This window comes from Acinetobacter sp. 197, assembly GCF_048148385.1.
Classification (GTDB): Bacteria; Pseudomonadota; Gammaproteobacteria; order Pseudomonadales; family Moraxellaceae; genus Acinetobacter; species Acinetobacter pecorum.
Map to the genome: position 1 here is coordinate 74,005 of NZ_JAYWZK010000008.1, position 24,853 is coordinate 98,857.

The following is a 24,853-nucleotide window of genomic DNA, read 5'->3' on the forward strand; positions in this document are numbered from 1 at the left end:
CGATCACGGATAGGTCAAATAAAAAATAATCAGAAAAAAGCCTATATCTCAGCTGAAATATAGGCACTCTGGGATTATAAACCTTCTAATTTGAGCCGGTTGGCATGCTGGCGATAGAGGGCGACCGGATCGGGTGCAAACATACCCTTCAGACCAAACATCATGTTGGCCAGGTCCGTATGATTGAGTTTGTACTGGTCATGAATGACCTTGCCCATGAACGCACTACAGCGTGACACCATGCCATCATTGTCTTTACTGCCATAAGATAAAGGGCCGAGCTGCATCAGAATCGTATCAATATCCAGGGCATTGGTGGCTTGGGCTACACCTGTCCATGAATAATAATGGATTCCTTTACTGTCTTTCTGCTTTAAATTTTTATTGCAGTTTTCTGTGGAGGCCAATACACCATCTTTGACCACCTGCTGCGCCACGGTGGCATTAAAAGTATTTGAGCCGGTCTGGGTCAGGGATTTCATGGAAGCATCAAAATCAATTTCCAGTTCAGGTTTAAACTGGCCCAGTGCAATCAATGGACCAATAATATAATCACCTAAAATGTTAAAGGCGGTACGGGTCAGGCGATTATTCTGAATATCATCTGCCACTTTGGAGCCATGGTAGGTTCCTGCAACGCCAGTGATAGACGCAATATACTGCGGCTGGGTCGCTGCAACATACAGCACTGTTGGTCCGCCATGGGAATGGCCAATCAAGTTCAGTTTTTGCTTGCCGGTAATTGCCAGAACCTCTTCAACCTGATGGATCAGTTGTTCCCCGCGATGCATCGTAGTATTTGCCGGCGATAATTGTGCCGCAAACACGGTTGAGCCATTACGTGCCATATCTGGCAGAATCTGATACCAGTAATCCAGCCCGATACTATCGGTGCCAATACGTGACCAGCCTAACCAGCCATGCACCATCAGGATCGGATATTTGGTCTTGGCATAGTCGGATCTGCTCTTTTCTATCACTTGTGTTGCACTCGCTGCGGCCTGAGTCTGTGCAGAAAAGCTTAATCCCAGCGTTGTTATTAAAGCTACAGTCATAAACTGTGCTGTCTTACTAAAAGTACGCATAACTGTCCCTTTTTAATTTTATCGTTATTCAAGCAATCATTGCTTTGTATAAAGTGCTGCAAGCCACAAAATCAGAGGATGAAAATACAGTTCCGACCTTCAGTGGCTGAGCAAATTTTCTTTTTTAAAAGGGGTATTTTTTCATTTCAAAGCGTTTAAACCATGTCATTTCAGGACATGCAGGACAGGAGGTTTTTACATTGTAAGCATATGTTTTATTTACACATGTATTTAAATTACAAGTGGCTGAAATACAAAAAGCTCGTGCGGGTTATTTTGTGTAAATAAGAAATATTTAGAAACAACTCTTAGGAGTTGTTTTTAGCACAACAATTAAGTCTTAAATATTGAGGTCATAAAAAAGCCATCAACAGGTGATGGCTTTTGGATTTAATCCGCGAAGGGTAACTTGGCCCCCTGATCATGGACCTGTTCAAAGGTTTCTGCCCGTAGCTGTTCTTGCGGTGTATTGAAATGCTTGCTACGCAGCTGGGCAATGGCTTGCTTTTTTGCTGTATCGGACATGCCGGACTGAGTAATCTGATCTCGTTCATCTAAATAGCCCGTCACCCGGTTTTTCCAGTCGCTGCGTTGTACATCCAGTTGCTCTAGTCGTTGTGTTGCTTCAGGGCCGACCAGATTTATCCGCATCTGCCGGATTTCATCACGGGAACCGCCACGGGCTTTAATATCAGCGGTGAGTTTGCGCAGGTCTTCCAGTTTATTTAGTTGTTCCAGATTTTCCTGCCAGTCCTGCGGGAGTTGCTGAAACAGTGCTTTGAGCTTTTGGGCTTTTTCAATCTCAGTCAAGCTTTTGTCCGCCAGTACGCTCATCCGGTCCAGGGTATATTCATGATAGGCATCTTCTGTGCCGAACAAGCCCTCAATTTCATACTTGGAAAAGTATTGCTGGCGCAAATTCTGGGTACTGTTATAGATGCTACGATAATAGGCAGGATCTTCCTGATTCAGCCCGGCCGGTGCAGTGAGTTGGCCCAAACTCTGACGGTACTGGATATAACGATCCCATAAATCCAGAATTTGCGAGAGTGCCGGTTCTTTATGATTCTGGCGAATATAGGCTTTAAAATCCTGCTGGATCTGCTGCAGATTTTTTTCACCAAACTGGGTAATAAAATATTCAAAACAGTTGCGGGTCTGTTCATTCACAATCAGACGATTGCTGGCATCTAACTGCATCTGACAATTAATTTCGGTATCTTGCTGGCTGGCACTGGGGAAAGCTGCATTGGCAGGACCATTGACCAAGAGTGCGGTTTGCTCTGCCTGAGTTTCAGTTAAAGGTGTTTCTGTTCCTGTATCCGCCTGGGTATTTTCTTTTGGGGACAGCCATAAGATCAGTGTGAGTATGCACAGCACCAGCAAAGCCAGAATGATCCATATTTTATATTTCTGCATATCCTATGCACCTATTTTCTCGTTATTTCATTATTTTTAGAGGTTTAAGCTTTTTAAAAGCGTTGAGTTGTTCAAACCGGCTCAATATGCCATAAAAATCATTAGAAACTATAGAAAAGTTGTAAATCCTCTCGCAGGGTTTTACCATGGCGCCAATTTATAAAATGTCTGATTTTTTGCCATGAAAGCATCATCTCCTAAAATTCAGCGTCGTCATCTTAGTGGTGTCTTCCTGCTTAATAAGCCTTTGGGCATCAGCTCCAATGCTGCATTGCAAAAAGTCCGCTGGTTGTATCGTGCACAAAAAGCCGGCCATACCGGTGCGCTGGATCCGTTGGCATCCGGTTTATTGCCTGTGTGTTTGGGGGAGGCGACCAAGTTTTCGCATTATTTATTAGATTCGGTCAAGCGTTATCAGACGACCGTATTTTTGGGACATAGCACCACCACAGGCGATGTGGAAGGCGAGGTACTTCTGGAAAAATCAGTTCCTGAACTCTCGGAAGCCTTGATTCAGGATACACTGGCACAGTTTATCGGGGATATCCAGCAAGTGCCGCCGATGTATTCCGCCTTGAAAAAAGAAGGCCGTCCTTTATACGAACTGGCGCGCAAAGGTATCGAGATTGAACGTGAAGCACGTCCAATTACCATTTTAGCGATTGAGCTTTTATCCTTTACGGAGAACAGTATCACGCTGGACATTACCTGTTCTAAAGGGACTTATATCCGGGTTTTGGGGGAAGATATTGCCAAAGCGCTGGGAACTTATGGCCACCTGACTTATCTGCACCGCATCAAAACCGGCCATTTTGATTTGATCCCGAGTTATACCATTGAATATCTGGAAAGCCTGAGCGAAGCAGAGCGTGATGCACTGTTGTTGCCGGCCTATGCACCGGTTGATCATTTTCCAAAAGTGCAGATACCCGAAGGTCGTGCAGAATATTTTAGCCGCGGCATGGAAAGTAATATCGAACATGAAGCAGCTGAACAGGTACTGGTTTTTGATGGTGAGAAATGTCTGGGTCTGGCAGAAATCACCGACAAAAAACGTCTGGTACCTAAACGCGTCCTAAACTTCTAATCGAGTCAATATATGGAAATTGAGATCATCATCAGTCTGGTTGTCTTTGCATTTTTTGCAGGGGCGATTGATGCTGCCGTGGGCGGTGGTGGTCTGATCCAGATCCCGGCAATTATGGGGACTTTACCGCATTTACAGCCTGCTACGGTCTTTGGCACCAATAAACTCGCGTCCATTTGTGGCACCGCTTCTGCGGCATTTTCCTATCTGCGTCAGGTAAAACTGCCCTGGTTGCTCTTGGGCGTGATTGCACTGTGCAGTTTTGTCAGTTCTTTTATTGGTGCAGCCAGTGTTACGCTAATTCCAGTCGAGATCCTTAAGCCTTTTGTGCTGGTCATGTTGATCGTGATCGCAATCTATACCTTAATGAAAAAACAGTTTGGCCAGGTGCATACCGAACAAAAACTGAATCGGAAAATGCTGATACTGGCCGCTTTGGGCAGTCTGGCGATAGGCTTTTATGATGGTATCTTTGGTCCGGGCACCGGCAGTTTCTTTATTTTCTTTTTTATTCGCTATTTAAGCGTCGACTTCCTGCATGCATCGGCCTTATCGAAAATTGCCAATTTCACCACCAACCTGGCCGCCTTAAGCTTTTTTATTCCCAGTGGCAATGTGCTGTTTATGGTCGGGGCAATGATGGCGGTAGCCAATATTTGTGGTTCCTTGGTCGGGGTGCGTTTGGCATTTAAATATGGCAGTGGTTTTATCCGGATTTTATTCCTGATTCTGGTCAGTCTGCTGATTTGCCGGATGGCATACCAGATGTTTTTTTAGATATAAACCCGATGTAAATCATTCTCGATATTAAAATTTCTTAACAAATCACTGTATAAACTGCGTCTGAACCTGTTCTGAAAATCTTCTAGAATCAATGATATGAAAAATAAAACAATCGGAGAAATATCGGAATGACGACTATTTTTGAAGCATTAAGAGAGAGTCATGAGATTCAGCGTGATCTTGCAGAAAAACTATTACAGACTTCCGGGGATACACCAGAACGCCGCGAGCTGTTCAAGCAACTGAAAAATGAATTGTTTGCCCATGAAGCTGCGGAAGACCGTTATTTTTATATTCCCTTGATGATGACTGATTCGGGCCTGAATATTACCCGCCATGCCTTGGCCGAACATCATGAAATGGATGAAATGATCGAGGAATTAACTGCAACTGAATTGAGTAATCCGGGCTGGATTGCCATGGCCAAAAAACTTTCCGAAAAGGTGCATCATCACTTAAAAGAAGAGGAACATGGTTTCTTCCAGCAGGCCGGTAAAATTCTGGATGAAAAGCAGAAGACTGCTTTAGCAGTGCAGTACCAGAATGAATACCAGCGTTATAAAGACATGAAAAAAGATATGCTGGTACAAAGCTAAGCTTTAAATTCAAGTCGAATAAATAAAAAAGATGGCAGTAGTACCATCTTTTTTATGCCTTCTATATTTTTCTTTCAAAGCAAGTAAAAACACAGAATGGATAGAATATTTAATTAGTTTTTCAAATTCCAATAAGCCTTTTAGGTATTCTTTTCTGCCGATCCTTGACGGGCGGCACGTACCGTCACGCCGACTGATGCCAGCATGATACAGATCAGTGCCACGGTCTGAAGAAGCGTAATTTTTTCGCCTAATAGTACAAAACCGGCCAGTGCGGCCAAAGCCGGAGACAGGCTGGACAAGGTACCATAGCTGGTTTTATTCAAATGCTGAAGTGCCTTTAAATCCAGAGCATAAGGAATGGCTGTTGCCAGTACAGCAATGCTAATTGCCTTGCCCCAGTACTGGGTGTCTATCAAGGCAGGAGCATTGTTATACAGTCCGATCGGTAACAGGCATAAGGCTGAAATACTGATCGCAATAGTCAGTGCATGCATGCCGATATTTTGCTGCACCACACGTTGGCCAAAGAAAATATACAATGCCCAGCATAAACCCGCACCTAAAGCACAGGCGGCGCCGAGCAGGTCGAAATTACTGCTATTGGCCTGTCCCCAGGGCACCATCAGTACAATACCCAGAATTGCCAGCATTACCCAGACATAATCTTTGCGGTTTTGAATCGAAATAAGAGCCAAGCCGAGCGGACCAATAAATTCTAGCCCTACCGCAATCCCTTGGGGGAGTTTGCCCAGCGACATATAGAACAGGATATTCATTACGCCTAAAGCGGCGCTATAGCAGAGTAAATCCCGCCATTTCAAAAAAGGCAAACGCTGAATGATTTTCCAGGAACGAAACATCACGCCGACAATGATCGCTGCAAAACAGAGTCTTAAAATGGTCACTGTGATAGGGTCAAGGACCAGAAAAAGTTGCTTGGCGAAGGATGCACTGATCTGGTACGACGTCATGGATAAAACCATGTACAACACAGCAAGGAGTTGGGCGTTTGGCATGGGAGTTACTTACACCAGAAAGGTGTAATCAGGACATGGAAGAAAGCGGGATTATAGCAAAATGGTTAATTTTTGATGAGTAGGGCAGAGCAATATTTTATCAGGGTCCAGTAATATCTGGACTCAATCCATCCGGGTTTTTGGCTTGATCAAATCCATGAGGATCAGCTTTTCAAAATTGAAGCGAGCTGAGGTGTGATTACAAATTAATCAATTTTTAATTTGATCTTATTTTTATATTTATTAAAATGTCTTAGATCCCGATTCGGGGTGGCATTAAAATAACAATGAAAATAATAAGGTAGATAATAATGAAATTAAGAATACTTTCCTGCGCCATTTTAAGCTGTATGCTTGCAGCATGTGGAGGCTCTGATAATTCTGATAATAATACACCAGCTCCTAGCCCACCGGCTCCGACCAATCCTAGTAATCCGAATAATCCTACTCCGGGTGATGGCGCATCAGACACGGTTTCGGAATTCTATAACTACCAGTTCAACCTGCCGAATGCTGAAGCCCCAGAGATGGAGTCGAAAAAACTTCTATTGGCCAGTCATAAAAATAAAATTACTGACGGCATATTATATGCGGATGATAACAGTGCCGTGGATACTGAATATGATGTTGAAGATGACATGGTCTTTCCGACTTATGTCACAGAAAAAGGTGTATTCCCTGCAGATCAGAACCGTACAGCCTTAGGTTACAAGCTGGAAAAAGTACTGGAAAATACGACGACTCAATTCAAGAGCCGTCCTGTGACGATACCGGAGAACAACATCAGCAATCATCGTCACATAGCATGGTACGATCTGTCAGGCAAAGCATTAACTGAGCGTACCAATATTGCTGGGGTGAAAATGTATGAGGATACTGAGACCAGAACCTTGTTTAACAGTGATAGCGCCACTACAGCTGACCGCAAGTATTATAATGCCTTTGCGACCAATTTTATTGATTTGCAGAAGGCCCGCAAGTTCCCGAATGGATCTAAATGTTTCCGTCTTCTGGCGGAACATCCTGAAGAAGAATATATTGAATTTAATCCGGTAGAAAAAACTCGCTATACCACTCTGGCTGAATGGCAGGCACAAGCCTCTGTCCAGGAAATGGCAAAAACTATTCTAGATGGCACCATGGCTGGTTTGAAATATAAAAAAGCAGAATATAAAGATGCTGCCATGCAATATTACAAATATTTCGGTGCGATCGAATATCAGGGAGGAATTTATGACAGTGCCTTCTCGGAACATGGGGAACATATTGATCATGACGATTATATTGCCCAATCAAGACAGGTTGCCTTGGACAGATTAAAGGCAGAAGATGCAAGCTCTTTAATGATCAAATGGACAGAATACAGTTATGAGCAGCTTGCTTCTGCTTGTGATGGCTACAATGTTGCAGCAGCCAATGCACTGAATACGGCAATTAAAGACGCTACACCACGGTAAAATCATTTTAATACAGCTATCTTAAATAAAGGCGCTCTAGCGCCTTTATTTGTCTTCAAGTTTTTTGTCTTTGAGTCGTGACCGTGCAGCCAATTGAAGCGCTAATAATGGTGGCCAGTGCCAGCCATTGGGTCCATAATAAGGTTTCACCCAGGAATACAAAACCGGAAAGCGCTGCAACTGCAGGTTCCAGACTCATCAAGGTCCCAAAACTCAAGGCAGTTAAATTTCGCAGGGCAATCATTTCCAGCGTAAAAGGCAGGGCACTGGCCAGCACAGCCAAAGCGACAAAATACAGCAAGCTCATCGGTTCAAAAGTATGTGCTGGCATTCCTGTAAAGAGTGCAATTGGCATCAGTACCAGCATGCCGAAAAACATGCCCAGACACACCGTATGATTGCCGGAAACCCCAGAAGGCTTCTGTCCAGCGACGATATACAGTGCCCAGCAGGCACCTGCACCCAAGGCAAATAGAATTCCGATCGGATCAAGCTGTTGCGTAGCCTGATTAAAAGGAAACAGCAGCACCAGTCCCAGAATTGCCATTCCAACCCAGACAAAGTCAAACTTTTGTCGGGCGTGGAACAGGGCAACACTTAAGGGGCCAATAAATTCAAAAGAAACTGCAATTCCGAGAGGCAGGCGATCAATCGCCAGATAGAACAGCATATTCATACCAGCCAGAGCTAGCCCATAGCTGATAATCGCTGACCATTTCACCTGTTTGAAGTTAATTTGCCATATTTTAAAAATCAATGCCAAAATCAATGCGCCGAGGAGCAGGCGCATGGCTGAAACGGTCAGAATGGGAAACTGACCGAACAGATATTTGGCAAAGGAACCACTGCTTTGCATACTGATCATGGCGATTAGCAAGATCAGCGGCGCTTGCACCACTGGTGCAATTTTAAAATTTGGCATGACTAAATTTGTTTCGATGACTCGAAGAGCGGGAGCACAGCAAACGCTGGATCAGGTTTAAACCTAAAAACCTTGAAGCAATAAAAAAAGCCACAGCCCGAAGACTGTGGCTTTTTTTAAATCTGAATTAGAACAATACGCGTACGCGAATTGTGCCTTCAACGTTGTGAAGTGTTTCCAGTGCTTCCTGAGATGCAGTCGCATCGACATCCATGACCAGGTAACCTACATCGCCTTTAGTCATCAGAGACTGACCAGAGATGTTGATGCCGTGTTCGGCAAACAGGTTGTTGATCTTGGACAATACGCCTGGAATGTTTTTGTGGATGTGAAGAAGACGGTGTTTGCCCTCAGTCAATGGAAGCGCGATTTCCGGGAAGTTCACCGCAGAAAGGGTCATACCTTTGTCAGAGTAAGCAACGAATTTTTCAGCCACTTCCAGACCGATGTTCGCCTGAGCTTCCATGGTAGACCCCCCCACGTGTGGAGTCAGAATCACGTTTGGCAGGTTACGTAGTGGAGAAACGAATTCTTCACCATTTGCTTTCGGCTCTTTCGGGAATACATCTACGGCCGCACCCGCAATGTGTCCAGACTTGATCGCATCTGCCAGATCTTCAATCACGACACATGTACCACGTGCTGCATTCAGGAAGATTGAACCTTCTTTCATTTGCGCAAACTGTTCTTTTCCAAAGAAATTACGGGTAGATGGCAGATCCGGAACGTGTAGAGTAACCACGTCTGCATTGGCAAGTAATTCGCCCATAGAACCGACTTGACGTGCATTACCTAAAGGTAATTTGGTCACCGCATCATAATAGATTACTTTCATGCCCAGACTTTCAGCCAGTACAGAAAGTTGTGAACCGATTGAACCGTAACCTACGATACCTAAAGTTTTACCACGTGTTTCGAATGAACCGACAGCCGATTTGTTCCAGCCACCTGCATGTGTATCTGTTGATTTTTCAGGTACACGGCGCAGAAGAAGAATAGTTTCTGCCAATACCAGTTCAGCAACTGAACGTGTATTTGAATATGGTGCATTAAATACCGGAATACCGCGACGCATTGCAGCATCAAGATTGACCTGATTGGTACCGATACAGAAACAACCTACTGCAATCAGTTTGTTCGCGGCTTCAAATACTTCTTCAGTCAATTGAGTACGGGAACGAATACCGACAAAGTGTGCATCTTTAATCGCTTCTTTCAGTGCTTCGCCTTCGAGCGCTGTTTTGCGATAGTCGATGTTGGTATATCCAGCTGCATTCAATGTATCGATTGCGTTCTGGTGAACGCCTTCTAGCAATAGAAAACGGATTTTATCTTTAGGTAGAGAAAGATGTTGGCTCATTACGGCTCCGCTACAAAGGCCAAATTTAGTCGCGGTATGATAGCACAGGAATGGGGCGGTTATACATTTCCTTGATGGCTACAATATCAGCTATTTTTGCAAGTGATAGTAGTGAAAATGATAGAACTGGTTGAATTAAACCATCATTTTCAAAGGTATATTATCAAAATTGTCATTTTTTCAGGGAAACGCCAAAAAATAGCTTATAATATTGCGCCATGCTGTTTAAGCTCCCATTTTTGGTGCTTTAATCAGCATGTTTCGCCTGATTTGTATCCATGTTTTTATGCATAAAAAATGTGCAAATGAACCAGCGAAGTCTTTCTTGTTTAAATCATGCTAGGTCTGCAAACGATGAATGCTCCAGTCGCTTTAACCCCTGAGTTATTGACCCAATTGACTGCAATTGTGGGTGAAAACCGTATTAAAACCGATACGGATAGCCTCCAGAATTGGGGTCGCGATCATACCAAGCACTTTGATCCAAACCCGTCAGTCGTTGTTTTTCCATCCTCAACGGAACAGGTCCAGGACATCGTAAAACTGGCCAACCAGTTCAATGTTGCAGTGACACCATCGGGTGGCCGTACCGGTCTTTCCGCAGGTGCAGTTGCAGCCAACGGCGAGATCGTGGTGAGCATGGACAAGATGAACCAGATTCTGGAATTCTTCCCGGCAGACCGTATGGTACGCGTGCAGGCAGGTGTGGTGACTGAACAGTTGCAGAACTATGCTGAAGAACAGGGCATGTACTATCCTGTTGACTTTGCTTCAGCAGGTTCATCACAAATCGGCGGAAATATCGGGACCAATGCTGGCGGCATTAAAGTAATTAAATACGGCATGACCCGTAACTGGGTACTCGGCCTGACTGTGGTAACCGGTAAAGGTGACATCCTTCGCTTGAACAAGGGCATGATCAAGAATGCAACCGGTTACGCACTTCAACACTTATTCATCGGTGGTGAAGGCACGCTGGGTCTAGTAACTGAAGCTGAAATTAAATTAGAGCGTCAACCACAAGACCTGCAAGTGATGGTTCTGGGTGTACCTGATTTTGATGCAATCATGCCGTTATTGCATGCCTTCCAGGCGGAAATTGATTTAACTGCGTTTGAGTTCTTTGGTGAACTGGCAATGCAAAAAGTATTGGCCAATGGTCATGTACAGCGCCCATTTGAAACCGAATGTCCATTCTACGTGTTGCTTGAGTTTGAAGCGCCGTTTGAGCCGATTATGGACAAGGCGATGGAAATCTTCGAGCACTGTATGGAACAGGGCTGGGTACTGGACGGCGTGATGAGCCAAAGCCTTGATCAGGTAGAAAGCTTATGGCGTTTACGCGAAGATATTTCAGAATCTATTGCGCCATTTATTCCATATAAAAATGACATTTCAGTTCTGATCACGCACGTTCCTGCATTCATTAAAGAAATCGATGCGATTGTAAGCGAGAACTATCCTGATTTTGAAATCTGCTGGTTCGGTCATATTGGTGACGGTAACCTGCACTTGAATATCCTGAAACCTGAAAACTTAAGCAAAGATGAATTCTTTGCCAAATGTCAGGTCGTGAACAAGTATGTCTTTGATACCGTGAAAAAATATGACGGTTCAATTTCTGCGGAACATGGTGTAGGTATGACCAAGAAGCCATATCTTGAATATTCGCGTTCTGCGGAAGAGATTGAATATATGAAAGCCCTGAAAAAAGTCTTTGATCCAAAGGGCATCATGAACCCGGGTAAACTTTTCGATCTTTAATTGTTCGAAATTAAAAAAAGCGCATCGAAAGGTGCGCTTTTTTATTGCTGTGTAAATACAGTTACAGAGTCTAAATAGTCTTCGATTCAAAAGCTCGGCATGATGTGTTGGAATAATAATGACAATTTGGGGTTAAACAATATGTTACGGATATTGGCAGTCATAACTTTAGCTTTCGGTGTGATGGGGTCGGGTTGTACCACCACGCAACAGGTCATTGCAAAAGTACAGTCTTCTTCAGATACGCCCTTGGAACAGGTTTTGAAAATGAGACCGGATTTGCGTAAGGAACTGGCGACGGTTGAATTGCGCCAGTTTTTCAATAAGGCGGAGACACCTACCATTGGGCAGGTCAAAGTGACTGAAACCCGTTTAAAGGACGATTCAGTGCGTTCAGTCCAGACCATTTACTATTTTAGCCGTAAAAACGGGAGCTGGAAGCTGGATAATACTGACAGGTCCTATCGTTGCATGCGTGGGGCAAATACCAAAACTTTCCAGAAAGCGGTCTGTCCATAATAGTGTTTGATCTTTAGACAGATTTTGGTTAAAAGCGTATCTAGAGGATGCGCTTTTTTGTTTTGGAAGATTATCTCTACGATCAATTATATTTATTCAGAGCGTTTGAATATCTCATCTGCTAAAATTCCTGCTTTCTATTTTAGATAAAGCTCATTCTGCTTCATCCGGCAGACTGACAATAAAAACTCCCATGCAAAATATCCAGATCCAAAAACTGACCCGTGCCACACTCATGTTCCCGCTGGCACTGGTCTTGTTTGAATTCTCCGTCTATATCTGTAATGACCTGATTCAGCCGGCCATGCTGGCGATTACCCGTGATTTTGGCGTGAGTAGTTCATGGGCACCATCCTCCATGTCCTTTTTCCTGTTGGGTGGGGCATTTGTCGCAGCGATTCTGGGACCTTTGTCCGATCGTCTTGGACGTAAAACGGTACTGCTTGGTGGTGTGGCATTTTTTACCCTCAGCTGTCTGGCTATTTTATTAACACCCAATATCGAAAGTTTCTTATTTCTGCGCTTTTTACAGGGCTTTGGCCTGTCCTTTATTACCGCTGTAGGTTATGCCGCCATTCAGGAAAGCTTTGAAGAACGTGATGCCATCAAAGTCATGGCACTGATGGCCAATGTGTCTTTGCTGGCACCCTTGCTAGGACCAGTGCTGGGTGCCTTTATGATTGATCACATCTCCTGGCATTGGGGTTTTATCGGGATCGCATTTCTTTCATTTCTGAGCTGGTTCGGCCTGAAAGCTAAAATGCCAAACCTGAACGTCAGTATTCCCAGACAGCCGGTCAGCTATATTCTGGATGACTTTAAACAGGTTCTAAAAAATAAACGCTTTGTGATCATGACTGTAGCCTTGCCTTTGGTAAGTTTGCCTTTGATGTTATGGATTGCCTTGTCACCGGTGATTCTGGTCGAGCAATTTGGATTCAGTAGTGTGCAATATGGTCTGGCACAGTTTCCAGTCTTGGGCGGCCTGATTGCAGGTAATCTGATTCTGCTGAAAATTATCGATAAAATGCCGCTGGGTAAAACCGTATTATTGGGTCTGCCACTGATGCTGTTGGGTGCCGGTTTATTGATGCTGGGTTTATTGATTCCAGAGTATTTTGTTCATTGTCTGATTATCGGCACCACTTGTATCAGTCTAGGTGAGGGGGTAAGTTTTTCGGTACTTTACCGTTTTGCACTGATGTCTTCAGAAGTGTCCAAAGGCACGGTGGCCGCGACGGTTTCTATTATCCTGATGCTCAGCTTTTTTGTGGTCATTGAAGCAGTAAGAATGGCATATGAAACCTACGATATCTGGGCCTACTGTGCTGCCTCTTTGATTCTGATTGCACTCTGGTTTACTTTGCCACGCATGCAACTCAAACAGTTAATGCTGGAAAGACAGGAGCGTGGAGAGTTTTGATTTTTTAAAATTTATTTTTTGCTTAAAGATTATTTTCTAAGAAATTTACCTCTCCCTAGCCCTCACTTGCGCTTCGTTTTAAAAGCGGTACTTTAAAACTTGCTTAGGAGAGGGAATTTTCATTAAATTTAATGGTTTTTAGAATTAATAATGAAGAATAGATAGATATTGAAGGTCCTCTCTCCCTGTGGGAGAGAGTTAGAGAAAGGGAGCAATCAAGCTTCTTCCGCTACCGGTAGCTCTAGCTTCTTCAGTTTCATATCAAATAGGAATGGACCGAAAGGCAGAATCGAAGCGATTAAACCCATCACAAACATGCTGAGAGACCATTTCTGTTTTTCACATACCGCGAATAAAACCACCAGAAATAGCACAAACAGTACCCCATGCCCCATACCGACATATTTGACCAGAATCGGATTATCCATCATATATTTCACTGGCATCGCGATAAATAACAGCAGCAGGAATGAAATCCCTTCAAGCAAACCGACCAGACGCAAAGTTTTGATGTTCATAATACATATTGATTTAACCAAATTAGTTTTGAGTGTACCGAATATCACCTGAATATTGAATCTTAATAATAAAGATATATTCAATATTTTTAATAAGTTATAACCAAGTAAAGCAGTTGGTTATTTAATCTCGGCACCTAGTAATTCATGACGTAATTTTAGTAATTCCGGTAAGGTTTCCAGCAATAAACTGATCTGTTTCAGCACCAAAAGCAGATGTGCTGAGAGGTTTTCCTGTGTACTTAAGCGTTGAATTTCTGCCAGTTTATGATCAATGTCATAGGTATCTAAAGGCTGTTGTTGCAGCAATACCCCAGTTAAGGTTTGCTTGCACCAACGCATTAAATCCAGAATTTGTGTATCAGTAACCTGCTCACGGTGACTCCCCAATGCTGCAATATAACTGAGCTGGCTATGGCTATAGACCAGATAGCGAAAGGCACTTTTAACCAGTTGCGGATCTGGATTCGGTTCGGTGCTCAGGCTTGAAATCATGCTGGATAAATCAATCTGTGCATTGTGGGCCAGACGCCGTGCAGTCCGGTAAGCAATACTGTTATCTTTACCGTTTTGATATTGTTCGACCACTGCAGCAAAATAGTCCAGTGTAGCAAGCGATGATTTTTTAATATTGCTAGAAATATTACGAAAATTCCAGTCAGGCCAGATCCAGCTTACTGCCATCCATGCAATCAGACAGCCTATGAGGGTATCAATAATACGCGGTAAAATAATGGCATAACCGGCACCTTTCAGGTTAAAAATCAGGAGTACCATCAGGGTCGCCATGAGAGTGGCCATGGCATATTTTTTGGAACGTAGATAGAAAAAACCGACACCAAAAATTACTGTCAGGAGTAACTGACCTTCGACACTTGGCACAAAATACAGAATGGGAACGCCCAGCATGACCCCCAATAATGTTCCTAGGGTCCGCAATTTGAGCCGGCTTTTGGTGGCAAAATAACTGATCTGACAGACAAACAGGCTGGTCAGTAAAATCCAGTAGCCATTTTTCGCAAAGGGCAATAATGAAATGGCATAGCCGACTAGAAACACAATGGCAATCCGCACCGCATGCCGAAAGAGTGCCGATTGCGGACTCAAGTGTGGTTTGAGTTTCAGCCAGAGATCTGTGCTATCGCGAATATCATCATCAAACAGGCTCAGGTCATCAAAATGCTGCTGATAGCGTGGCTTATACAGTGCCTGTTGATCATGCAGGTGTTGTAACTGCTCATGTACACTCAGCAGATTGGCCAGAATAAGCTGTAAATTTTTAACTTCAATATTCTGTGGGTGTTGGGCAATCCAGTCCTGCATCGATTCCTGTAAATGTTTTAATGCCAGTTCATCATCTGCAGACAGATAAAATTTTTCATTGCGCAGCACACAGCCTGCCAGATGCTGACAGGCAAGGGCTTGCAAGCGGATATTTTTTTGAATCCGGAAAATCAGGTCAGTGCGGCTAAAATGCTGTTCGATCTGTTCATAATGCAGATAATTGGCTGTGGCCTGTTCATGAATATCCTGCATCAGAAAATACAGATTCAGCCAGTAAATGGTATTGCGATTGGCACGCGATGCTTTGAGTCGGGTCAATAGCGAATCTTTGCTGCGGTTAAAACTCTGAATGACTAAAGTATTTTTAAGGGACAACTCATAGAGCAGGTTTTCAACATTCGGATGCTGGTCCGGATCAAACAGTTTGGCTTTACTCAGCAGTAAATCCGACATGTGCTGCAAGCTTTGTGCGAGATTTTCCTGAACCTGCAAGGTAGGACGCAGCAGAAAAAATAGAATAGACGTCAGGCCGTACCATAGTGCTCCAATGACAAAATAAAGCGGCTGTTCATACCAGTGCTGATATTCGCCCAAGCCGAACATGGTATAGATTGACAGTAAAATGGTGCCAAATGAAATTGTGGCATAACGTTGGCCTAAGGCACCCATTAGAATAAACAGCGCACTCGATAGCGATAGCCACAGTGCAAACCAGAATTTATGTGGAGCAAGAAATTCCAGAATGCTGCTAACACTAAAAAACAGAATGATGACCAGTAACAGGTTGCGCAAACGCAGGCTTAGCCGGTCATCAAAATCAGTCAGTGCCGTGGCAATTGCTCCTAAAGTTACTGGAACGATCAAAAACTCATAACCCAGAAATTTCAGACCGAAAGTAGTACCTAAAAACACCAGCAGGATCTGCAGGCAATAAGTTATCAGCGCACTGGACTGAAAGGGCAGCAGGACAGGTTTTATAATTTTAACAAAAGTAGCAGTCGCAGGTCGGGCAGCATTCACAGGGACAGGATCCGGAAAGTAAAAACGCAAAGTTCTGAATGCAATTTAGACGCCAAAATAAAAGAAAAATCCATGAAAAAACGAGCATATTGCCCGTTTTCTCTATTTGGTCATTGGCATGAGGGTATTTAGATCACACCACAGGCAATACGTTCACCGCCGCCGCCTAATGGTAATGGGGTGTCGGAATAGTTGTCCCCACCAGCATGAACCATAATGGCACGACCCTGAACATCAGCCAGTTTCAGGCGTGGTGCAAGCAGGGTGACACGCGCAGTTCCATCAGTCTTAACTTTCAACGCTGGTAAATCGCCTAAGTGACCGGTTGTTGGCGTACCGTGATGTGGTGCCTGATTCGGATTGTAATGGCTACCTGCTGCCAGTGCTGCACCCATCTTGCCATCTTTCATTGCAGGTGCACATGATCCATTTTCATGAATATGGAAACCGCGCTCACCTGCAGGAAGCTGTTTCAAGTTGGTGCGAATGACCAGACCAGCTGGGCTGTCACTGAGTAATACGGTACCAATCTCTTGGCCTACACCTTGAGCAGTTACTGCATTTAAAGTCACTGCTCTGACCACTTCGTTTGATGGAGAGGTTGAGGCACAACCGGTAAAAAGTGCTGCGCTTAATGCGCAAAGTGTCGTAATTTTAAACAATGAAGACATGATTCTGGCATCCTGATCTTTATTCTGTTTGGTGAAATCATTTAAACAGAGCAAGACCAGAAGCTCTATATAAAATCAGTACTTAAATGTTTTGTTTTGTTTAAGTCGATTAAATATATGCTTCAAGGTGCTTTGGGTGGTGTCTCTTTTGTTTCCGGATCAATCTCATGTGCCAGGGTCGCTTTAGGCATCATTAATGGTTCATTTATATTACTTTCATGTAACCATTCACGCCAGATAGCCAGGAGTACAGCCAGAATCACCGGGCCAATAAATACCCCCACCAGACCGAAGCTGGCAATACCGCCCAGCACTCCAAACATGATCAGCAGGAAAGGAATCTGCGTTGCACCAGAAATTACCAGGGGACGAATGACGTTATCGGCGGTACTGACCACACAGACACCCCAAACCATGACTCCAATAGCTTCAATGGTTTGTCCTTGCGAAAACAGCCACAGTGCGACCGAACTATAGGCAAGAGGTGGACCGAAAGGAATCAGGGCAAAAATAAAGGTCACAATGGTTAAAACCATCGGATTTGGAACACCTGCAACAAAATAACTCATACCTGCCAGCAGAGCCTGGGCAATTGCAGTTAAACCGACCCCATAGACCACCGCTCGGGTAGTGGCAGAGATAGTAGAAAAATAATGATGCACACGTGGTCCGACCACCATTTCAAAGGCTTTACGCACCTGATTTAAAATGGTCTGACCATCACGGTAGAAGAAAAACAGCGAAAGTATGGCAAAACATAATTTAAATATATTTTTGCTGACTTCGTTCAGTACCACTTTGCCATAATTCAGATGACCTTGAATCCAGGTCGATACCGACAGCGCGATACTCTGCGGATCGGTATTGATTTCATTTAAGGTCCGGCTGATCTCCTTGCCGACAATCGGAAGTCCACGAATAAAATCAGGTACATTCAGATGACCGGAAAAGACCTGTCGCTGCAATTCCATATACAGGTTACGGCCTTCATGCTGCAACATGAAAATAGCAAAAATAAACGGAAGACCGAATACCAGAATCACGGCCAGAATCATCAGGGTCGCACTCAGTGTCGGGCGATTGCCACACATACGTAACACTGATTGATACAGGGGCCAAGTCATATAGGCAATAATTGCCGCCCAAACTACAGGAATGATGAAATACTTGAGTATATGAAAACTCAAAAAAATCAGGATAAAGAACAATCCAAATAATAAGACTTTTTGTAATATAGGCGCGTATTGTTGCACTGAATTTAATGACTCATTTTTAGGTCGTGTTCAGGCATATTAACTGAAAAAAAAGCGATCGAAAATGCTGCATTGCCAAGTAGCGTGATTATTTTCCAAGAGCTGCAGCCTGATTCAGTCTATTGACTCAAAACCATTGACTTGGATCATCAATAATCGCATTTAGTACCGGTTGCCATTGATCCTGCAGTTCCCGGTAAATTTTTTGTTGTTTATCAAAGACTGAAAGACCTTCCATCGCTAAACGGCTATAAGGGGCGCGTTCCGAAATCCAGGCCACCGGCTGTTGGTCGATTTTGTCAAAAAATTGTTGTATATCCTGATTGCTGGCTGCATTTGCTTTGGTGCGATTGGCTAGAAGCAAAATTTCGACCTTGCCTTTGCGGATACGTTTAATGTCCTGTAAATGTTTGAGAAAACGGCGGGTTGAATCGATATCAAAAAAAGAAGGCTGGATCGGGATGATAATCGCATGTGCTTCACTGACCAGCTGTTCCGCATGATCGTCACTTAACGCACCTGGTGCATCAATAATCAGGTATTCAATCTGCTTGGGAGCATCACCAATGGATTTGCTATTGCGCCAGTCCAGACTTTGAATAGGTGCCGCCTGTGCCGGGCGGTGCTTAAGCCATTGCAATGTGGATTTCTGGTTGTCGGCATCGGCCAATGCCACTGTATAACCCTTTTGTGCGAGTGCTGACGCCAAACTAATGGCTGTCATGGTTTTACCACAACCGCCTTTCTGATTCGCAACTAAAATTGTTTTCATGACTCAAGGTGATTTTATTCTGTTCCAGCCTAGCATATCATTCTTTTCAAGTATGCAAATGGCCGATATCCTCAACTTCAGTCGAATGCGATGTTATAAAAATCAAGTAAATTAGGAAGATTGAATGTCCATATGGATGGCCATGCTGATTGGCGCATGTATCGGGGTGGTATTGACCACTATTATTTTAAGTCAGACACGCAACGGACGGATCAAGGCCGAATATGAGCAGTATATCGCCGAGCTGGAACTGGAGCATCAGCAATCCCTGATTGCCGCGCAAAAGCGCAGTGTAAATACTAGCCGTGCCGTTCTCAAAGGCAAAATGGCGGAACAGCTCGCACCGATCATGCCGGAATTTCAATATCTGCCGAGTGATGCTAAGTTTCTGGGCGACCCGGTAGATTATGTGGTCTTTGATGGCTATAGCGATTTTCGTGACGGGGAAGGTGCAGCCGAAGATATTGAAGTCGTCTTGATTGATATTAAAAGTGGGGGCGCACGTCTGACCAAAGGCCAGCAAGCCATTGCCCGAGCGATTCAGGAAGGACGGGTACGTTTTGAAACTGTTCGGATTGATTTTGAGGATTAATCTAAACCTCATGCAGAATAAAAAATTATGCAAAAACTACTGATTACTGCGCTGCTGTTTATGCTTGGACTTTGGGTCTGGAATGAGTTTTTCCGCGCTATTCCACATCTACAAGAAAAAGGCGTACTTAAAAATTTTAAAGTAGAACCGGTCAAGCATATTTCAGAAACCTATATTGTGCATGATCAGCGCTTTGTAAAACCCAAGCGTCGGGTTCTGCATCAGGCGAGTCCTGTGGTGGGGAGTTTTAATGATCTGGCCTATCTCAGCAATATTGATGTGCTGTTGCTGACTCAGCCGCTGCCAGCCATGCAGGCAATATTGGAGTTTGATGAAGCAAAACGCTGTTATCAGGTTGAAGGACAAATCAGCGAGGTAGATCGTAACTTCATCAATACGCATGTGCAGCATTTCAGTCTGATTGCTGCCACTGAAAAAATTGCCGATCAGATTCGCCGGTTAAAACCAGGACAGAAAATTACTCTTAGTGGTGATCTGGTTACCGTTCATTCAGGTACGACTGGACAAGAATTCACGGTGGGTACAGGTTCTAAATATCGCGGCCATTGTCAGTTACTGCGAGTGACTCAGATTCAACATCACTAAAAAGATCAGAGGGAGTTAGCCTCTTGACTTACGCAGTCGAGCCAACAGCATATGCTGACCAATCTTGGGTAGACCTGCCGCATCAATATAATTCAAGCTTTCTATTTCAAAACCGGTTTCCAGCAAGGCATTTTCAATATCGCGGTTCAGATGACAGCCATCTGCGACTTTCTTTTGAATAGGAGTAAGTAAATGTTGCAGGTGCTGGATCTTTAAATTTTGCCGATTCAGCACATGTTCGACCACATGTAAAGTACCACCCGGCTGTAGCACCCGATAAATTTCCTTTAAGCTCTGTTCGAGATCTGGAATACTGCAAAGTGTCCAGGTTGAAACCACATGTTGCAGGCTATTCGCTGCAAAAGGCAAAGTTTCTGCGCTGGCTTGAATATGCTCAACCGGAAACGCAGCCTGCTGAATCCGCGTCTCTGCCAGTCTGAAAATATCAGCATTCGGTTCCAGCGCATAGAGCTTGTCAACCAGTTGATAAAACGGCAGATTCAGCCCGGTACCGAAACCAATTTCCAGCACTTCATTTGACACCCCCAAGAGCAATTCGCGGCGTAAGTCCATCAAAGCCGGGGTTTGCATGACCTGATTTAAAAGATGTGGAAAGATATGTTGTTGATAAATTTTATACAGCATCCGGGCCATTTTAATGAGATGAGAATTTGTTCTAGCTTAACCGAAAATAAAATAATCGGCATATCCCGAGCTGACCAAATTTGTTCAGTTTGTTACCAAGTTCAACTGTTTATTCATTAAAAAATACGTAAGATCAAAGAAGATATCCTTAAAACGTTTAAGCAACTTGATTAGGATTAGATTAAAAATTATGTTCAAACACTTTAAACATTATGCTTTGCTCGCCAGCCTGTTACTGCCTATTTCTGGCTACAGTTCTGTTGAGCATAATATTGCCAAAGGTTTGCCTCCTGTGGTCAAAGGTCAGTCAATTTCGGTCTTGCAGCCTTTTAAAGGTGATTTCCGTATTTTGGGTTCTAAGGTTTATAGTTCTGATCCGCAAGCCAAATTCTCTCCGATTGATTATGCAGTCAGTTGGGGGTTATTTGCTGAGCCTGAAATTGCCCGGCATATCACCGTGAATCAATATGACCGTTATCTGAACTGGAAAATGGATCGGGTGCCGGTGCCGGTAGAACAAGCCAAGCAGATGGTGTCCAATATGCATATCATTCCCGCCAATCCTGAAATTGCCAAGGCAATCAAAAAGGTGAAGCGTGGCGATCTGGTGCGTATGCAAGGGGAGCTGGTTGAAGTGCGTGACAAAGATCTGGTCTGGACATCTTCTTTAACTCCGACAGATACGGGGGATGGGGCTTGTGAAGTTTTCCGTGTCAGCTCCATTCAGTGGATTGAAAAAGTCGGTAAAAGCTAAACAGATATCCAGCATACTGCTGAGATGCCTAAAAAAACCGTTCCTATGAACGGTTTTTTATCTGTTGAAGACTTATTTTGCAATTAGAGCCTGACCTTCAAAGGCAATTCCATCCCACCCATTAAGCATAAACTGACGGATATTCTGATGATCGGTCGACTCTAGCGTCGCCAGTACAGCAGCATAATGCTCAGCAAACAGGCTTAAGGTCTGTGCCTGATCCAGACCATTGAGTTGTGCAAAAGAAAAGACTTTGGCGCTGCCTTGGTTTTCTGTAGCCGCATTATTTTGCTGGCCATTTTTAAATGCAGTTGGTGTATGCGTATAGCGCGAGTCAATATATGCAATCACATCTGCAAATTTTGCTTCGCCTGCCGTTAACTGGGCCAATAAATCCTGTGCCATGCTATTTTTCCTGTGCCATTCATGAAAATTCGATGCGATAAATATAGCAATTTTCTTGCGAAGTTCCATGGTATTTGATTGATTTTCCGTTCAAGATAATAGTGAAAATTATCCATGTTAAGTTTAAAAATTTGGATAAGATAAACTTGATCAATAAATAGATAGGAAAAAATATGGGCTGGCTTTGGGTGGCAATGGGTGGGGCAGTCGGTGCCAGTCTGCGTTATGCAGCAGGACTTTGGCTGTTTAAACCACAAATGCAGTTTCCTTGGCCCACCTGGTGGATCAATATTCTAGGCTGTTTATGTGCGGGGATTTTTTTTGCCTGTAGCCAAAAATATCCAATCTTTCAACAGGAAGCTCGTCTGTTTTTAATGGTGGGAATTCTCGGTGGTTTTACTACATTTTCCAGTTTCGGTCTGGAAAGCTTTTTGCTATTCAAGCAAGGGGCTATGGGCCTAGCGGTATTATATGCATTATCCAGCTTAATCATCGGCATTATGGTTCTGGCGCTGGGCTTTTATTTAACGTCATGGATGCTATCGCACAGTTAAAACGGACATAAAAAAGTCAGGAAACTGGAGGTTATTTCCTGACATAAACCACGATTCGAAGATTGAGATAATCGACGGTTTTCATTTTTAACCACGTTTAAAGCGGCCAAAACGTTTGTTGAAGCTTGCCACACGACCTTCATTACTGGTCTGACGTTGCTCACCCGTATAGAAAGGATGAGAAGCGCTTGAAATATCTAGTGTTACATAAGGGTATGTTTTACCTTGATATTCTTTAGTCTGACTGGAGTTCATGGTACTGCCAATCACAAAATAGGCATCGGCATTGGTATCATGGAATAACACTTCACGATACTCAGGGTGGATATCTGAACGCATATCTAAATTCCTCTTGATTATTGATCAAATGTTATAATGTAACATTTACGCTTTCAAGTAATTTAGGGTTACAACGCGTAAGCCAGTCGCCTCTATTTAGCTGCGACTGGGTACGAGCTCTTCAAATACATCACTTAAATCATCATTTACTTTAAGATGAATCAGGTTCCAGTACTGCCCTGAAATCGTCCGGTTCACCATTAAGGTATCTGGAGAAGGTTTAAACACATCCCAGTATTTTAAGGAAGGTTTCAGCAGTTCCATACCATCATGATGCGCTGAGTTTTCGGCGAAATCATAGTGGGTGACTAAAGGACGCATGAGTACTTCCAGCCATTGTTCATACAATTCTGTCGGGAATTTTCCGGTCTCAGTCAATGAATGCAGTGCATCCAGTTGTTGTTCGATTACGGGAATATTCTTTTCGCGCGCAGCTTGAATCAGTTCCCTGAAATGTTCAATAACTTCGGTCGATAAGGTCTTGACGCCGCCATAATCATAAACAATCACAGAACCATCCTCACGGAAGGCGAAATTGCCAGGATGCGGATCACAATGAAAGCGTTTCAGATAGAAAATTTCCTGACCAATGGCACGGAATAAACGGCGTCCCAAAGCATTTCGGGTCTCGAGTGGCCAAGTGCTAGCGGTTTCAATACTTTTCCCAAGCTCCTGGCTCAAAGTCAGAATATGCCGTGAAGAGTACTCATGAAACACTTTCGGAATTATAATTTTACTGTCCAGAGATTCATGGAAAGTCCGGGCGATTTCCAGATTCTGTGCTTCGATTTCATAGTTCAGCTCATTGTCCAGACTCTGCTGAATTTCCTTAAACAGCTGATCCTGAAGTTTACGGTCAATCTTTAACACGCCCATCATGCGCAGTGCCAGACGGACTTGTTTCAGGTCACTTTCGCAGGCTTCATCTACCCCAGGATACTGCACTTTGACCACAACTTGCTGGCCATCTGGCAGGATCGCTTTATGTACCTGACCAATCGAGGCTGCAGCAAATGGCTGTTCATCAAAGTGCTGGAAAAGCTGTGCTAAGGGTTTACCCAGTTCTTTTTCTACCTGTGCCTGAATTTCCTTAAATGGCATGGGGGGTGCCTGACGTTGTAACTTGGCAATGGCTTTGGCGACTTCGGGCGGGAAAACGTCTTTATATTGCGAGGCAATCTGGCCGACTTTCATGACTGCGCCTTTCATCTCTCCCAAGGTATCTGCAATCTGTACCCCAATATCCTGAAATAGTTTGCTGCGCGCAGTATTTTTCTGCTCTTCATCGGCAGTTAGATTTTTAATGGAATTGGAGAGGGTTTTACCTGCAATACTTGCGGTCATTCCGGCAAGTTTCATAAAGCGACGACCGGGTGTGCTAGCCGTTTTTGCCATGCGAGATTCCTTGAAACCAAAAATGAACGGATGTATTTGATCATAGGTGACAAAGGTTGAATTGCCTAGATTTAATTGTAGAGGTTGTGTTGTGATTTCCTTCAGCTTCTCCATGTTTAATGCATCATCTCTGATTTGTTAAAAGATTTATCTTCCTTACATTGACTTGAATGACAATAGTACACCGGAATCCATCATTGTTTTAGATAAGACCGAGTACTAATTCTGAATGTTGTTTTATGGCTAAAAGCTTAGAATAAACAGATTGCTGTAATGAAGAAAATTCAATGAAAGTCTATCGATATTTTACTGGGAAGGATGATGTGCATTTTTGTGCGCGGGTGACCCGTGCCTTAAATGAAGGTTATGAGTTATATGGGTCACCCACCATGACTTTTAATGGTACGGATGTGATTGTGGGGCAGGTGGTGACCAAAGTTGTGGTGGATGAATCGGAGATTCCAGAAGGACTGAAGGAGGCTTTGGGAGCTAATTCTTAACTTCTACATCGAAATTACAATGCTCAAGGCGATGCTCTCATCTTTTATTTTTATGCTGTCGCTTAGGCAGCTCTTACTTTTGTCATGGCAAAATTAACAAAACCGTTTCGT

The 24,853-nt window shown here is 43.7% G+C and carries 26 protein-coding genes; 12 read left to right on the forward strand and 14 right to left on the reverse strand.

Going from position 1 to position 24,853, the window contains the following annotated elements; translation table 11 throughout:
• Positions 1 to 74: 74 nt before the first annotated feature.
• Together VXQ11_RS09535 and VXQ11_RS09540 are read right to left on the reverse strand one after the other, a co-directional pair.
• Complete coding sequence (locus VXQ11_RS09535; RefSeq protein ID WP_416705904.1) at positions 75 to 1,085, reverse strand: esterase/lipase family protein; 1,011 nt, start codon at positions 1,083 to 1,085, stop codon at positions 75 to 77.
• 390 nt (positions 1,086 to 1,475) lie between these two features.
• The gene (locus VXQ11_RS09540) at positions 1,476 to 2,504 is read right to left on the reverse strand and encodes a lipase secretion chaperone (protein ID WP_416705905.1); all 1,029 of its coding nucleotides are present in this window, start codon (positions 2,502 to 2,504) and stop codon (positions 1,476 to 1,478) included.
• 181 nt (positions 2,505 to 2,685) lie between these two features.
• Here VXQ11_RS09540 and truB point away from each other — a divergent pair, with 181 nt between their 5' ends.
• The 3 genes from truB to VXQ11_RS09555 all read left to right on the forward strand — a co-directional run bounded on the left by truB (position 2,686) and on the right by VXQ11_RS09555 (position 4,970).
• Complete coding sequence (truB, locus tag VXQ11_RS09545; protein ID WP_416705906.1) at positions 2,686 to 3,591, forward strand: tRNA pseudouridine(55) synthase TruB; 906 nt, start codon at positions 2,686 to 2,688, stop codon at positions 3,589 to 3,591.
• A 12-nt stretch (positions 3,592 to 3,603) separates the two neighbouring features.
• Positions 3,604 to 4,368, forward strand: coding sequence for a sulfite exporter TauE/SafE family protein (locus VXQ11_RS09550; RefSeq protein WP_313390847.1), 765 nt, complete (start codon positions 3,604 to 3,606; stop codon positions 4,366 to 4,368).
• Between the two features lie 134 nt (positions 4,369 to 4,502).
• Positions 4,503 to 4,970: a hemerythrin domain-containing protein gene (locus tag VXQ11_RS09555; RefSeq protein ID WP_005248295.1), complete on the forward strand. Its 468-nt coding sequence runs from the start codon at positions 4,503 to 4,505 to the stop codon at positions 4,968 to 4,970.
• 140 nt (positions 4,971 to 5,110) lie between these two features.
• On the opposite strand, the gene VXQ11_RS09560 is transcribed toward VXQ11_RS09555, so the two are convergent.
• Complete coding sequence (locus VXQ11_RS09560; protein ID WP_144723631.1) at positions 5,111 to 5,989, reverse strand: EamA family transporter; 879 nt, start codon at positions 5,987 to 5,989, stop codon at positions 5,111 to 5,113.
• Positions 5,990 to 6,300: 311 nt separating this feature from the next.
• On the opposite strand from VXQ11_RS09560, the gene VXQ11_RS09565 reads away from it, so the two are divergent.
• On the forward strand, positions 6,301 to 7,446 hold the full coding sequence (locus VXQ11_RS09565) for a hypothetical protein (RefSeq protein ID WP_416705907.1): 1,146 nt from the start codon (positions 6,301 to 6,303) through the stop codon (positions 7,444 to 7,446).
• Between the two features lie 55 nt (positions 7,447 to 7,501).
• On the opposite strand, the gene VXQ11_RS09570 is transcribed toward VXQ11_RS09565, so the two are convergent.
• Both VXQ11_RS09570 and serA read right to left on the reverse strand, forming a co-directional pair.
• Positions 7,502 to 8,368: an EamA family transporter gene (locus VXQ11_RS09570; protein WP_416705908.1), complete on the reverse strand. Its 867-nt coding sequence runs from the start codon at positions 8,366 to 8,368 to the stop codon at positions 7,502 to 7,504.
• A 127-nt stretch (positions 8,369 to 8,495) separates the two neighbouring features.
• On the reverse strand, positions 8,496 to 9,728 hold the full coding sequence (gene serA, locus VXQ11_RS09575; RefSeq protein WP_064094563.1) for a phosphoglycerate dehydrogenase: 1,233 nt from the start codon (positions 9,726 to 9,728) through the stop codon (positions 8,496 to 8,498).
• 354 nt (positions 9,729 to 10,082) lie between these two features.
• Between serA and VXQ11_RS09580 the strand changes: the two genes are divergently transcribed.
• The 3 genes from VXQ11_RS09580 to VXQ11_RS09590 all read left to right on the forward strand — a co-directional run bounded on the left by VXQ11_RS09580 (position 10,083) and on the right by VXQ11_RS09590 (position 13,434).
• On the forward strand, positions 10,083 to 11,492 hold the full coding sequence (locus VXQ11_RS09580; RefSeq protein ID WP_416705909.1) for an FAD-binding oxidoreductase: 1,410 nt from the start codon (positions 10,083 to 10,085) through the stop codon (positions 11,490 to 11,492).
• Between the two features lie 141 nt (positions 11,493 to 11,633).
• Complete coding sequence (locus tag VXQ11_RS09585) at positions 11,634 to 12,011, forward strand: hypothetical protein (RefSeq protein WP_064094562.1); 378 nt, start codon at positions 11,634 to 11,636, stop codon at positions 12,009 to 12,011.
• Positions 12,012 to 12,204: 193 nt separating this feature from the next.
• Positions 12,205 to 13,434: an MFS transporter gene (locus tag VXQ11_RS09590; RefSeq protein ID WP_416705910.1), complete on the forward strand. Its 1,230-nt coding sequence runs from the start codon at positions 12,205 to 12,207 to the stop codon at positions 13,432 to 13,434.
• A gap of 215 nt (positions 13,435 to 13,649) precedes the next feature.
• Here the strand turns inward: VXQ11_RS09590 and VXQ11_RS09595 are convergent, their stop codons facing one another.
• The 5 genes from VXQ11_RS09595 to VXQ11_RS09615 all read right to left on the reverse strand — a co-directional run bounded on the left by VXQ11_RS09595 (position 13,650) and on the right by VXQ11_RS09615 (position 18,952).
• Complete coding sequence (locus VXQ11_RS09595; protein ID WP_064094560.1) at positions 13,650 to 13,952, reverse strand: DUF3817 domain-containing protein; 303 nt, start codon at positions 13,950 to 13,952, stop codon at positions 13,650 to 13,652.
• A 120-nt stretch (positions 13,953 to 14,072) separates the two neighbouring features.
• Positions 14,073 to 16,217 carry a YccS family putative transporter gene (gene yccS, locus VXQ11_RS09600; protein ID WP_064095165.1) on the reverse strand — a complete coding sequence of 715 codons (2,145 nt, stop codon included), beginning with the start codon at positions 16,215 to 16,217 and terminating at the stop codon, positions 14,073 to 14,075.
• Positions 16,218 to 16,384: 167 nt separating this feature from the next.
• Entirely contained in the window at positions 16,385 to 16,927 is a 543-nt protein-coding gene (gene sodC, locus VXQ11_RS09605; RefSeq protein WP_064094559.1) for a superoxide dismutase family protein, read from the reverse strand.
• A gap of 122 nt (positions 16,928 to 17,049) precedes the next feature.
• The gene (locus VXQ11_RS09610; RefSeq protein ID WP_064094558.1) at positions 17,050 to 18,180 is read right to left on the reverse strand and encodes an AI-2E family transporter; all 1,131 of its coding nucleotides are present in this window, start codon (positions 18,178 to 18,180) and stop codon (positions 17,050 to 17,052) included.
• 127 nt (positions 18,181 to 18,307) lie between these two features.
• Positions 18,308 to 18,952 (reverse strand): ParA family protein, encoded by a 645-nt coding sequence (locus VXQ11_RS09615; RefSeq protein ID WP_064094557.1) that lies wholly within the window; start codon positions 18,950 to 18,952, stop codon positions 18,308 to 18,310.
• Between the two features lie 124 nt (positions 18,953 to 19,076).
• Between VXQ11_RS09615 and VXQ11_RS09620 the strand changes: the two genes are divergently transcribed.
• Both VXQ11_RS09620 and VXQ11_RS09625 read left to right on the forward strand, forming a co-directional pair.
• Positions 19,077 to 19,544, forward strand: a complete 468-nt coding sequence (locus VXQ11_RS09620; protein ID WP_416705911.1) for a Holliday junction resolvase-like protein — start codon at positions 19,077 to 19,079, stop codon at positions 19,542 to 19,544.
• 27 nt (positions 19,545 to 19,571) lie between these two features.
• The gene (locus VXQ11_RS09625) at positions 19,572 to 20,150 is read left to right on the forward strand and encodes a hypothetical protein (protein WP_416680911.1); all 579 of its coding nucleotides are present in this window, start codon (positions 19,572 to 19,574) and stop codon (positions 20,148 to 20,150) included.
• Positions 20,151 to 20,165: 15 nt separating this feature from the next.
• Here the strand turns inward: VXQ11_RS09625 and VXQ11_RS09630 are convergent, their stop codons facing one another.
• Positions 20,166 to 20,795: a class I SAM-dependent methyltransferase gene (locus tag VXQ11_RS09630; RefSeq protein ID WP_416680910.1), complete on the reverse strand. Its 630-nt coding sequence runs from the start codon at positions 20,793 to 20,795 to the stop codon at positions 20,166 to 20,168.
• Positions 20,796 to 20,985: 190 nt separating this feature from the next.
• Here VXQ11_RS09630 and VXQ11_RS09635 point away from each other — a divergent pair, with 190 nt between their 5' ends.
• Positions 20,986 to 21,549, forward strand: a complete 564-nt coding sequence (locus tag VXQ11_RS09635) for a hypothetical protein (protein ID WP_191730970.1) — start codon at positions 20,986 to 20,988, stop codon at positions 21,547 to 21,549.
• Between the two features lie 72 nt (positions 21,550 to 21,621).
• Here the strand turns inward: VXQ11_RS09635 and VXQ11_RS09640 are convergent, their stop codons facing one another.
• On the reverse strand, positions 21,622 to 21,954 hold the full coding sequence (locus VXQ11_RS09640; RefSeq protein ID WP_416705912.1) for a HopJ type III effector protein: 333 nt from the start codon (positions 21,952 to 21,954) through the stop codon (positions 21,622 to 21,624).
• Between the two features lie 173 nt (positions 21,955 to 22,127).
• On the opposite strand from VXQ11_RS09640, the gene crcB reads away from it, so the two are divergent.
• Complete coding sequence (crcB, locus tag VXQ11_RS09645; protein ID WP_416705913.1) at positions 22,128 to 22,508, forward strand: fluoride efflux transporter CrcB; 381 nt, start codon at positions 22,128 to 22,130, stop codon at positions 22,506 to 22,508.
• A gap of 87 nt (positions 22,509 to 22,595) precedes the next feature.
• Here crcB and VXQ11_RS09650 read toward each other — a convergent pair whose 3' ends face one another.
• Positions 22,596 to 22,847, reverse strand: coding sequence for a type B 50S ribosomal protein L31 (locus VXQ11_RS09650; RefSeq protein WP_004732342.1), 252 nt, complete (start codon positions 22,845 to 22,847; stop codon positions 22,596 to 22,598).
• Positions 22,848 to 22,943: 96 nt separating this feature from the next.
• A complete protein-coding gene (locus tag VXQ11_RS09655; RefSeq protein WP_416705914.1) occupies positions 22,944 to 24,242 on the reverse strand; it encodes an ABC1 kinase family protein in 1,299 nt (432 codons plus the stop codon).
• A 287-nt stretch (positions 24,243 to 24,529) separates the two neighbouring features.
• Here VXQ11_RS09655 and VXQ11_RS09660 point away from each other — a divergent pair, with 287 nt between their 5' ends.
• Positions 24,530 to 24,742, forward strand: a complete 213-nt coding sequence (locus tag VXQ11_RS09660; RefSeq protein ID WP_416680907.1) for a DUF1737 domain-containing protein — start codon at positions 24,530 to 24,532, stop codon at positions 24,740 to 24,742.
• Positions 24,743 to 24,853: the final 111 nt, after the last annotated feature.

Excerpts from the sequence above, each read along its gene's own strand:
- VXQ11_RS09640 (WP_416705912.1), bottom strand. The coding sequence starts at position 21,954 with ATGGCACAGGATTTATTGGCCCAGTTAACGGCAGGCGAAGCAAAATTT.
- VXQ11_RS09555 (WP_005248295.1), top strand. The coding sequence starts at position 4,503 with ATGACGACTATTTTTGAAGCATTAAGAGAGAGTCATGAGATTCAGCGT.
- VXQ11_RS09625 (WP_416680911.1), top strand. The coding sequence starts at position 19,572 with ATGCAAAAACTACTGATTACTGCGCTGCTGTTTATGCTTGGACTTTGG.
- VXQ11_RS09655 (WP_416705914.1), bottom strand. The coding sequence starts at position 24,242 with ATGGCAAAAACGGCTAGCACACCCGGTCGTCGCTTTATGAAACTTGCC.
- VXQ11_RS09570 (WP_416705908.1), bottom strand. The coding sequence starts at position 8,368 with ATGCCAAATTTTAAAATTGCACCAGTGGTGCAAGCGCCGCTGATCTTG.
- VXQ11_RS09595 (WP_064094560.1), bottom strand. The coding sequence starts at position 13,952 with ATGAACATCAAAACTTTGCGTCTGGTCGGTTTGCTTGAAGGGATTTCA.
- VXQ11_RS09585 (WP_064094562.1), top strand. The coding sequence starts at position 11,634 with ATGTTACGGATATTGGCAGTCATAACTTTAGCTTTCGGTGTGATGGGG.
- VXQ11_RS09565 (WP_416705907.1), top strand. The coding sequence starts at position 6,301 with ATGAAATTAAGAATACTTTCCTGCGCCATTTTAAGCTGTATGCTTGCA.
- VXQ11_RS09615 (WP_064094557.1), bottom strand. The coding sequence starts at position 18,952 with ATGAAAACAATTTTAGTTGCGAATCAGAAAGGCGGTTGTGGTAAAACC.
- serA (WP_064094563.1), bottom strand. The coding sequence starts at position 9,728 with ATGAGCCAACATCTTTCTCTACCTAAAGATAAAATCCGTTTTCTATTG.
- VXQ11_RS09630 (WP_416680910.1), bottom strand. The coding sequence starts at position 20,795 with ATGCTGTATAAAATTTATCAACAACATATCTTTCCACATCTTTTAAAT.
- VXQ11_RS09535 (WP_416705904.1), bottom strand. The coding sequence starts at position 1,085 with ATGCGTACTTTTAGTAAGACAGCACAGTTTATGACTGTAGCTTTAATA.
- VXQ11_RS09550 (WP_313390847.1), top strand. The coding sequence starts at position 3,604 with ATGGAAATTGAGATCATCATCAGTCTGGTTGTCTTTGCATTTTTTGCA.
- VXQ11_RS09590 (WP_416705910.1), top strand. The coding sequence starts at position 12,205 with ATGCAAAATATCCAGATCCAAAAACTGACCCGTGCCACACTCATGTTC.
- truB (WP_416705906.1), top strand. The coding sequence starts at position 2,686 with ATGAAAGCATCATCTCCTAAAATTCAGCGTCGTCATCTTAGTGGTGTC.
- VXQ11_RS09650 (WP_004732342.1), bottom strand. The coding sequence starts at position 22,847 with ATGCGTTCAGATATCCACCCTGAGTATCGTGAAGTGTTATTCCATGAT.
- sodC (WP_064094559.1), bottom strand. The coding sequence starts at position 16,927 with ATGTCTTCATTGTTTAAAATTACGACACTTTGCGCATTAAGCGCAGCA.
- VXQ11_RS09635 (WP_191730970.1), top strand. The coding sequence starts at position 20,986 with ATGTTCAAACACTTTAAACATTATGCTTTGCTCGCCAGCCTGTTACTG.
- VXQ11_RS09540 (WP_416705905.1), bottom strand. The coding sequence starts at position 2,504 with ATGCAGAAATATAAAATATGGATCATTCTGGCTTTGCTGGTGCTGTGC.
- VXQ11_RS09580 (WP_416705909.1), top strand. The coding sequence starts at position 10,083 with ATGAATGCTCCAGTCGCTTTAACCCCTGAGTTATTGACCCAATTGACT.
- VXQ11_RS09560 (WP_144723631.1), bottom strand. The coding sequence starts at position 5,989 with ATGCCAAACGCCCAACTCCTTGCTGTGTTGTACATGGTTTTATCCATG.
- VXQ11_RS09660 (WP_416680907.1), top strand. The coding sequence starts at position 24,530 with ATGAAAGTCTATCGATATTTTACTGGGAAGGATGATGTGCATTTTTGT.
- VXQ11_RS09620 (WP_416705911.1), top strand. The coding sequence starts at position 19,077 with ATGTCCATATGGATGGCCATGCTGATTGGCGCATGTATCGGGGTGGTA.
- crcB (WP_416705913.1), top strand. The coding sequence starts at position 22,128 with ATGGGCTGGCTTTGGGTGGCAATGGGTGGGGCAGTCGGTGCCAGTCTG.